General features: G+C 54.8%; 11 protein-coding genes and 1 pseudogene. All 12 read left to right on the forward strand.

Annotated features, from left to right (window positions below; translation table 11 throughout):
• Positions 1–53: 53 nt before the first annotated feature.
• A complete protein-coding gene (locus WMO66_RS07270; RefSeq protein ID WP_178482084.1) occupies positions 54–1,295 on the forward strand; it encodes a DNA polymerase IV in 1,242 nt (413 codons plus the stop codon).
• 218 nt (positions 1,296–1,513) lie between these two features.
• Positions 1,514–1,888 carry a helix-turn-helix domain-containing protein gene (locus WMO66_RS07275; protein ID WP_177472926.1) on the forward strand — a complete coding sequence of 125 codons (375 nt, stop codon included), beginning with the start codon at positions 1,514–1,516 and terminating at the stop codon, positions 1,886–1,888.
• A gap of 54 nt (positions 1,889–1,942) precedes the next feature.
• Positions 1,943–2,683 (forward strand): ImmA/IrrE family metallo-endopeptidase, encoded by a 741-nt coding sequence (locus WMO66_RS07280; RefSeq protein ID WP_303792083.1) that lies wholly within the window; start codon positions 1,943–1,945, stop codon positions 2,681–2,683.
• Positions 2,684–3,379: 696 nt separating this feature from the next.
• Positions 3,380–3,778 carry a hypothetical protein gene (locus WMO66_RS07285; RefSeq protein WP_349135748.1) on the forward strand — a complete coding sequence of 133 codons (399 nt, stop codon included), beginning with the start codon at positions 3,380–3,382 and terminating at the stop codon, positions 3,776–3,778.
• 73 nt (positions 3,779–3,851) lie between these two features.
• Positions 3,852–4,052 (forward strand): hypothetical protein, encoded by a 201-nt coding sequence (locus tag WMO66_RS07290; RefSeq protein ID WP_349135749.1) that lies wholly within the window; start codon positions 3,852–3,854, stop codon positions 4,050–4,052.
• Positions 4,045–4,362, forward strand: a complete 318-nt coding sequence (locus WMO66_RS07295) for an rRNA biogenesis protein rrp5 (RefSeq protein ID WP_349135750.1) — start codon at positions 4,045–4,047, stop codon at positions 4,360–4,362. The genes WMO66_RS07290 and WMO66_RS07295 overlap by 8 nt, the downstream gene beginning before the upstream one ends.
• Complete coding sequence (locus WMO66_RS07300; RefSeq protein WP_349135752.1) at positions 4,352–5,497, forward strand: DUF2800 domain-containing protein; 1,146 nt, start codon at positions 4,352–4,354, stop codon at positions 5,495–5,497. The genes WMO66_RS07295 and WMO66_RS07300 overlap by 11 nt, the downstream gene beginning before the upstream one ends.
• A 2-nt stretch (positions 5,498–5,499) precedes the next feature.
• The gene (locus WMO66_RS07305; protein ID WP_022402558.1) at positions 5,500–6,048 is read left to right on the forward strand and encodes a DUF2815 family protein; all 549 of its coding nucleotides are present in this window, start codon (positions 5,500–5,502) and stop codon (positions 6,046–6,048) included.
• A 17-nt stretch (positions 6,049–6,065) separates the two neighbouring features.
• Positions 6,066–6,248 carry a hypothetical protein gene (locus WMO66_RS07310; protein ID WP_349135753.1) on the forward strand — a complete coding sequence of 61 codons (183 nt, stop codon included), beginning with the start codon at positions 6,066–6,068 and terminating at the stop codon, positions 6,246–6,248.
• 67 nt (positions 6,249–6,315) lie between these two features.
• Positions 6,316–8,256, forward strand: a complete 1,941-nt coding sequence (locus tag WMO66_RS07315) for a DNA polymerase (RefSeq protein ID WP_349135754.1) — start codon at positions 6,316–6,318, stop codon at positions 8,254–8,256.
• Between the two features lie 10 nt (positions 8,257–8,266).
• Positions 8,267–8,692 carry a DUF7768 domain-containing protein gene (locus tag WMO66_RS07320; protein WP_349135755.1) on the forward strand — a complete coding sequence of 142 codons (426 nt, stop codon included), beginning with the start codon at positions 8,267–8,269 and terminating at the stop codon, positions 8,690–8,692.
• A pseudogene (locus tag WMO66_RS07325) lies at positions 8,689–9,348 on the forward strand (virulence-associated E family protein); the annotation flags it as partial. The gene WMO66_RS07320 and the pseudogene WMO66_RS07325, both read left to right, overlap by 4 nt.

The following is a 9,348-nucleotide window of genomic DNA, read 5'->3' on the forward strand; positions in this document are numbered from 1 at the left end:
TTCTTCACCTTGTCAATAGGTTTTGATGAAGTTTTGTTGAAGGAGATGGAATTATGCAGAATCATGCCATTCTCCACAGTGATCTGAATTGCTTTTACGCTTCCGTTGAGACAATGCTCGACCCAAGTCTTAGAGGAAAGGCGGTGGCAGTCTGCGGCTGCACGGAGGACAGACACGGCATTGTGCTTGCCAAGTCTGAACTGGCGAAGAAAGCTGGTGTAAAAACTGGGATGGTCAACTGGGAGGCGAAACAGTGCTGTCGTGACCTCATCATCGTGCCACCGCAATACGACCAATACCTCAAATACTCAAAGCTGACCCAGGCTATTTACCAGAGGTACACCGATATGGTGGAACCTTTTGGCATGGACGAATGCTGGCTCGATGTGACCGGCAGCCGGTGTGTCTGCGGCGATGCCAGAACGATTGCGGAAAATATTCGGTGCTCTGTAAAGGAGGAGCTCGGTCTGACCGTCAGCATCGGCGTATCCTTTAATAAGGTGTTCGCCAAATTGGGGTCCGATCTAAAAAAGCCGGATGCCATCACAGAGATCTCACCGGAGTCATACAAAGAGAAGGTCTGGCCGCTCCCATGCAGTGATATGATCTATTGCGGTCCCGCCACCACCAAGAAGCTGGCGCAGTACGGCATCCATACGATCGGAGAAGTTGCTGGGTGCGACCCACTGTTTCTGAAAGGGCTTCTGGGGGTGAACGGTCTTGCGCTGTGGACTTATGCCAATGGCAGAGACCATTCCAGAGTCATGCATAAGGATTTTGTTTCCCCGGTCAAATCGGTCGGTCACGGCATTACCTGTGTTTCCGACCTGGAAAACGAAGAAGAGGTATGGAAAGTCATATTCGCTCTTTCGCAGGATATCGGTCACCGACTTCGGCTGCATAACCTCGCCACCCGTACCGTCCAAGTCCATGTCCGAGGCAATGATCTGTTCGGCTCACAGTATCAATGCAAGCTGCCGCTCAAGACTCAGCTTCCCTCGGAGATCGCCGCTGCCGCATTTCGGAGTTTTAAAGAGCGGTATCCCTGGAACACGAAGGTCAGAGCGGTCACCGTCCGTGCCATTGAACTCTCGCCCAAAGACAGTGCGGAGCAACTCACGCTGTTTGATAATGTCCAGCACCGCATGGCAATGGAGAAAGTCCAGGACGCTGTGGAGGAGATCCGTGGTCGCTTTGGCAAGAGCGCCATCACCTACGCCTGCCTCATGGGCGATTTAAAAATGCCCATGGATGGAAGAGATAAAGTCAAAATGCCGGGGTTAATGTACCAATAAGAGATATTTTCCAAATATTTTTCTGCTTTACCTCTTGACAAGTCATTATGTCTTGCGTATAATAGTGTTAGCAAGGTTGCTAACAAGCGTACAAGCATCCGTGCTAATTCGATTCACCGTTGTGATGAGAAGTTGCCCACAAGTATGATAACAGTGCCGCAAACAGGCTGAACGAATCAAGATAGGGCTTATAATGTAAAGTAGAAAAGGTGAACGACATGAACACACAGTACCAGAATTTTGGAGAGTTCCTTCAAAGGAAACGCACAGAGAAACAAATCACGCTCCGCAAAATGGCGGAAATGATAGGGATCACTGCGCCCTATCTGACCGACATTGAGAAGGACCGCCGCAACCCTCCCGAAATGGAGAAGCTGGAGCTGATTTCCCAAATTCTCATGCTGAACGACGAGGATAAGACTACGATGTACGATCTGGCCGGCAAGAAGAGAAACTCTGTTGCCCCAGACCTGCCTGACTATATCATGGAACATGACTATGTGTCCGCTGCGCTTCGCACGGCACGTGACCTTGATGCAAGCGAGGCTGACTGGTTGAAGTTCGTCGAGGAGCTCCGGCAGCGAAAGGGGTAATTTATAAAGATGTACACTCCCTCTCTTCGAGTGAAGAACAACGGCGTACCGATTTTGAGCAAAGCCGAGATCGATGCCATCGGAGAGCGTTTCGTACAGGATTTTCAGCCGGAAGTCCTCACGAACCCCTCTCCCGTGGACATCGAAGGGTTTATTGAATTCTATCTCGGAATGACGCCGGATTATCAATATTTGTCCCACAATGGCGTGTACCTTGGGATGACTGTATTTAACGACACCAATAAGGTGCCGGTTTTTGACCCTGCCACAAATCGGGCGGAGTACATCAGTGCCAAGGCCCGTACCGTCATCATCGACAACCGCCTTCTGGATGAGAGCCAACGGCATCGTTACCGCTTTACGCTCGGACATGAGGGTGGGCATGACATCTTCCATTCCGGCTATTTCTCGTATAACCCCGACCAGGTATCCATTTTTGACGATGAGCTCATCGCCCCCATGATACAGTGCCGGGTCGACAATGGCATGACAAATAAATCGGACACTCGCAAATGGGACGACCATGACTGGATGGAATGGCAGGCCAACCATCTGTCCGCTGCCGTTTTGATGCCGAAGTGTTCGGTGGATCTGCTGGCACGATCCTGCAAGGACAAGCTCAAAACCCCTACATCCCGTGCGATACTGATCGCTAAAATGTCTGACTGCTTCGATGTTTCCATCCAGGCGGCGACAAACAGGCTCAAAGACCTCGGTTACATCAAAACCAACGATACGACCGATTATTCCTACGCTTCTGCCATCATGGATTTTGCAGGCGTGGTCGGTTCTTGAGCGTCCATATCGAAAACTACAGCGGGTTTTACCGCCCGCTGTGTTTTTTTACAGCAAGCGTTAGCAAGTTTGCTAACAAGGTAACATTAAGGAGGTGGTGCCTATGACTACTGCAAGAAAGGAGGACCCCGATGGTAGCGTACCGAGATTGTAAGGGACATCTCGTCTGCATGGCGGATGCCCAGACAGGGATCGTTGAGATCCAGCACAAAGACCGTGCGGTAAGAATGACCGTGCCTGTGGGCGACAGCTTCACAGTGACACTGCGAGATACCGAAACGGTTATGACGCGAATCAGCACCAGGGCTTTCCAAGTGGAAAGCCACGCTCGTGCAGCGTAATGCACACAAAGTAAAGATCATCCGCAGAGCTGCAAGACGGCCAGGATTTAGCCTCCCCTTCGTGGGGTGCGCTATGTCCCGGCCGTCTTTTGTTTTTCTCGAAGGTCTGAAAAACCTTATATACCCTTGGGGCAAGTAGCCCTGCCAAATTTAATCTCAAAGCCTTGAGATGCGCATTAGAGGCGGCGGGATACATAGAGAACCGAAAACCCCACAGGGATTTTTTGAACTCGATGTACCCACCGTGCTTTGCCATGCCTTCTTGTAGGTGTTGTCTGCCGGTGAGTCCGTCGTGACCACCGGCTCTTTTTGTGTCCCGGCCGCTCGGTGCCGCCTCAAGCGGAAAGGACACATTATGAAAATCAAATACGCATTCTTGGACGGAACAGTGACGGAGGTCGAGGTTTCTGACGAAATCGGTGCCGTCATCATCGACAGCCGTAAGGCGGAGCACGCGCAGGACGAGCGTCATCGCTACCATTGCTACTCCTACGACGCCATCGACTACGAGGGCGAAGAATACGGTGCTTGCGACGAATATGCCGTAGAGGATGATTCGGCAGAACAGACCGCTCGTATCCGAGAAGCCTTCTCGCATTTGACTGCCACCCAGCAGCGCCGGCTTCGACTGTACGCAAACGGCAAGACCCTGCGGGAAATCGCTGCCATCGAAGAGGCCAGCTTTCAGTCTGTTTCCGAGTCCATCGAGGCAGGCAGAAAAAAGTTTTTGAAAATTCTCCGCCAGACACCCTGACAAATCCCCGATTTTTCTGGGTACACCGGAAGGCAACAAAATACAAGCCCTCCGGAAAGGACGGTAACCCCGTATGAGACACAACTTGAATATCCGTGTTTCAGACAAGCCCAAAAACGGCGGTGTAGTCGCTTGCAGAACGGTCAGTATCCGTGAAAAGATCTTCACCCTGCTCTTGGGTCCCAAGCAGAAGGTCATGGTCGTGGTTCCCGGCAACTCGGTCGAGTCCATTGCCATCACCGAAGTTCCAATGGGAGGTGGCGCACATGAGTAAGGTTAAGCTCCTGCTCAATGTAGTCGAGGATCTTCGCTCCCTGGCGGACAGCGTTCAGGCTGTGGCAGATGCCATGCTGCAGAATGAGCCGACTGTCGATGCAGAGCCGAAGGAACCTACACCCGCTCCCCAAAAGGAACTGACGCTGGAAGAAGTCCGAGCGGTGCTTGGCGAAAAGAGCCGAGCCGGATTCACAACCGAGATCCAGGCGCTCCTTAAGAAGTACGGCGCTCCGAAGCTCTCCGGCATCGACCCCAAGCACTACGAGGCACTGCTCAAGGATGTGGAGGTGCTGAAAGATGCCCCCTAATCGTCACGCAGTCCTCTCGGCATCCTCTTCCCATCGCTGGCTTCACTGCAATCCATCCGCAAGGTTGGAATTGGAGTTCGAGGACAGAGAAACGGAAGCCGCAGCAGAAGGCACCGCCGCTCATGCGCTGGCGGAACACAAGCTCCGCAAGGCGCTGAAGATGCGCTCCACCCGCCCGGTCAGCAAGTACGACTCCGACGAAATGGAGATGTACACAGACGGTTACCTGGAATTCGTTCTGGAAGCCATCGAGGAAGCCCGGCAGGACTGTCCTGACCCCAAGGTGCTCATTGAGCAGCGGCTTGACTTCTCCTGCTATGTGCCGGACGGCTTCGGCACCGGCGACTGCCTCATCGTGGCGGACAAGCTCCTCCACATTATTGATCTGAAATACGGTCAAGGGATTCTGGTGAATGCCGAAGAGAATCCTCAGATGATGCTGTATGCGCTCGGAGCACTCCGCATCTTCGATTGCCTCTACGACATCGAGACGGTTTCCATGACCATCTACCAGCCCCGCCGGGAGAATGTCAGCACCTGGGTCATTTCAGTCACCGACCTTCGGAAATGGGCGGAAAAGACGCTGAAGCCAAAGGCAGAGCTTGCCTTCAAGGGCGAAGGCGAATACTGCCCCGGAAGCTGGTGTCAGTTCTGCAAGGCGGCGGTCAAATGCCGCGCCAGAGCCGATGCCAAGCTCCAACTTGCCAAATACGAGTTTGCCCAGCCGCCCCTGCTTTCCGATGCGGAGATCGGCGACATTCTCGGCAAGCTGGAGGACCTCACCAAATGGGCGAATGAACTCATGGCCTACGCCCAGGACGCAGCGGTCAACCACGGAAAACAGTGGCCCGGCTACAAGCTGGTGGAAAGCCGCACCAACCGCAAATACACCGACGAGGATGCCGTTGTCGCCGCTGCCCGTGCAGCCGGTTATACCGACATCTTCAAGAAATCGCTCATCACCATCACCGAGATGGAGAAGCTCATGGGCAAAAAGACCTTTGCCGAGGTGCTCGGCGGTCTGGTTATCAAGCCCAAAGGAAAGCCGACGCTCGTTCCCGCATCCGACAGGCGCCCGGCTATCACGTCCACGGGTGCAAAACAAGACTTTACCGACTATAAAGGAGAACTGTAATTATGGCTAACAAGATGAATTCGACCAAAGTTGTGACCGGCGTTGTCCGCCTGTCCTACGCAAACGTGTGGGAGCCTGCCTCCATCAATGGCAGCAACCCCAAGTATTCCGTGTCCCTCATTATTCCGAAATCCGATAAGCAGACCCTCGACGCCATCAACGCCGCCGTGGACGCTGCCATCAAGGAGGGCGTCGCCAAGTTCGGCGGGAAGATCCCCAACAAGGCGGCTCTGAAGCTCCCGCTCCGTGACGGCGATACCGAGCGTGACGATGAAGCCTACAAGAACAGCTTCTTCGTAAACGCCAACAGCACCACCGCGCCCCAGATCGTGGACCGCAGCGTCCAGCCGATCCTTGACCGCTCCGAGGTGTATTCCGGCTGCTACGCCAGAGTGTCCGTCAACTTCTACGCCTTCAACTCCAACGGCAACCGCGGCATCGCCTGTGGTCTTGGCAACATCCAAAAGGTTCGTGACGGTGAGCCTCTCGGCGGCAAGTCCTCTGCGGCTGACGATTTCGCCACCGACCTGGACGACGACTTCCTGTCCTGAGAAAGGAGTGCAACACAATGGAACTGATTCAGAACATCCTGGTAACCGCCCTCCTTGGAATCTGGGCCTGCCTCAGCATCGGCTTCTTCGTTTGGTTGGTGCAGGGCATCAGCAATGACCACAAGCGTGAAAAGCGTGAGAAGGAACAGGCTTCCCGTGACCTGGAATACCACGAGAAGCGCATGAAGGAATTCAAGTAACCCCAGACGGCTCTGTGGGTGGCAGAAATTGACCTCTGCCACCCATATTCCGTAGGAAGGAATGCGTATGAAAACACTTAGCATCGATATTGAGACATTCTCCTCCGAGAACCTCACCAAATGCGGCGTGTACCGCTATGCCGAAACCCCGGACTTTGAGGTGCTGCTCTTCGGCTATTCGGCGGACGGCGCACCGGTGCAGGTCGTGGATCTGACTGCCGGAGAAACGCTTCCTGCCGATGTCCGCTCTGCGCTGACCGACCCTGCCGTGACCAAATGGGCATTCAATGCACAATTCGAGCGTGTGTGTCTGTCCCGCTATCTTGGATACCCAACCGGACAATATCTCGACCCGTCCTCCTGGCACTGCACGATGGTCTGGGCGGCAACGCTGGGTCTGCCGCTTTCGCTGGAAGGCGTCGGTGCCGTGCTGGGTCTGGAAAAGCAGAAGCTCAAAGAAGGCAAAGACCTCATCCGGTATTTCTGCACCCCGGCAAAAGCAAGGGACGGTTCGCTTATTCGACATTATCCGACAGATGCTCCGGAGAAATGGTCGCTGTTCAAAGCCTACAACCTCCGGGATGTGGAAACGGAAATGTCCATTCAGCAGAAGCTCTCCAAGTTCCCGGTCACGGAATCCGAGTGGCGCAACTACACCCTCGACCAGCAGATCAACGACCGGGGCATCATGCTTGACCGCACCCTTGTCACCCAGGCGATTCGCTGCGATGAACGCTTCAAGCGGACGCACATGGAGCAGGCCCGCTCGGTGACCGGCTTGGATAACCCCAACAGTCCGGTGCAGCTCAAGGCGTGGCTTGCCGAAAAAGGCGTGGAGGCAGATTCGCTCTCCAAAGCCGCCGTGGCAGATATGCTCGAAAAGGCAGACGGAGAAATCGAACTTGCCCTCTCCCTGCGGCAGGAGCTTGCCAAGAGCAGCGTCAAGAAATACACCGCCATGCAGACGGTAGTCGGCTCGGATAACCGTGCCAGAGGGCTTATCCAGTTTTACGGGGCCAATCGCACCGGACGCTATGCCGGTCGGCTCATCCAGGTGCAGAACCTGCCGCAGAACCATCTGCCGGATCTGGACACCGCACGGGCGCTGGTCCGCAGCGGCAATACGGACGCCGTGGAAATGCTCTATGACTCCGTACCGCTGGTACTGTCCGAGCTTATCCGCACCGCCTTTGTGCCGAAACCCGGCTGCCGCTTTTATGTGGCAGACTTCTCCGCCATCGAGGCGAGGGTCATCGCATGGATCGCTGGGGAGCATTGGCGGCAGGAGGTTTTTGCAAAGGGCGGCGACATTTACTGCGCTTCCGCTTCGCAGATGTTCCATGTCCCCGTAGAAAAGCACGGCGTGAACGGGCATCTGCGGCAGAAAGGCAAAATTGCCGAACTGGCTCTTGGCTACGGTGGCTCCGTGGGTGCGCTGAAAGCAATGGGCGCACTGAACTACGGTTTGCAGGAAGAAGAACTGAAACCGCTGGTGGATGCCTGGCGTCTGTCCAACCCCCACATCACAAAGTTCTGGTGGGATGTGGACAAAGCAGCTTCCACCTGCGTCCGAGAGCGAACTGCCACAGAAACACACGGCATTCGCTTCTATTATCAGAGCGGCATGATGTTCGTGGTGCTGCCTTCCGGCAGACGGCTCGTGTATGTGAAGCCGAAAATGGGTCTGAACCGCTTCGGCAATGAGTCCGTGACCTATGAAGGTGTCGGCGAACAGAAAAAGTGGCTGCGGCTGGAAAGCTACGGACCCAAGTTCGTGGAGAACATCGTCCAGGCAACGGCAAGGGACATTCTTGCGGAAGCTATGCTCCGGCTGAATGCTGCCGGGTACCGCATCGTCATGCACGTCCACGATGAAGCGGTCATCGAAGCACCGCCGGATACTTCTTTGGAGAATATCTGCTCCGTCATGGGGCAAACGCCCGCTTGGGCATCGGGGCTGCTGCTCCGAGCAGATGGCTATGTCTGCGATTTTTATAAGAAAGACTGAGGTGGCCCAAATGGGAGTCAATAAATTTAATTGCGAGGGGTATTACGACCCCACTGCCTACGAGGCACTGACGAAGATCGAGCAGGAAGCCAAGGCACTTCGAGCCTTCCGTCCTGTGGTGTATATCTGTTCTCCGCTGGCTGGGGATATGGTGAAGAACCAGGAGAACGCCCGTACTTACTGCCGCTTCGCCGTGGAAGCCGGGTGCGTACCCATCGCACCGCACATCTATTTCACCCAATTCATGAATGACAATGACCGCAGGGAGCGTGACCTGGCACTGTTCATGGACATCGTCCTGCTCTCCAAATGCGCCGAGCTGTGGGTGTTCGGAGAGAAAATCACCAGCGGCATGAGCATTGAGATCGAGAAGGCCAAGCGGAAAGGTCAGCTTATCCGCTACTTTACCGAAACCTGTGAGGAGGTACACAGATGAAGATCGCAGTCGGCAATAGCCGCATGGATAAAAAGTGGAAGAATCAGGACATCTCCTGGGCGGATCTCTGCGCCCGCTGCGGCAGCACCATCCGCACCACGGAAACGGTCGAAGAATACCGCAAGCTGAAAAAGGGTCAGCAGGACGACATCAAGGATGTGGGCGGTTTTGTCGGAGGGCATCTCCGGGAAGGTCGCCGCAAAAACGGCATGGTGCTGTGCCGCTCTCTGCTTACCTTGGATATGGACTACGGCACCCCGGATATCTGGGATGAAATTACGCTGTTCTACGATTTCAAGTGCTGCGTCTATTCCACCCATAAACACACGCCGGAGCATCCCCGCCTTCGTTTGCTCATTCCGCTGAAACGGGAGATCAGCGAGGAGGAATATCCGGCAGTCGCCCGCATGGTGGCAAAGGAGATCGGCATTGACCTCTTTGACGATACCACCTACGAGGCATCCCGGCTCATGTATTGGCCTTCCACCTCCGCCAACGGCGAGTTTTTCTACAAGGTGCAGGACGGCGCAGAGCTTGACCCGGATAAATACCTTTCTCGTTACGACGATTGGCACGATGCCTCCACCTGGCCGGTATCCAGCCGTCAGTCCGAGGTGGTTCGCCGCACTATCGCCGAGCAGGCAAATCCGCTGACC

The organism is Faecousia intestinalis (assembly GCF_040096185.1).
Lineage (GTDB): Bacteria > Bacillota > Clostridia > Oscillospirales > Oscillospiraceae > JAZOXB01.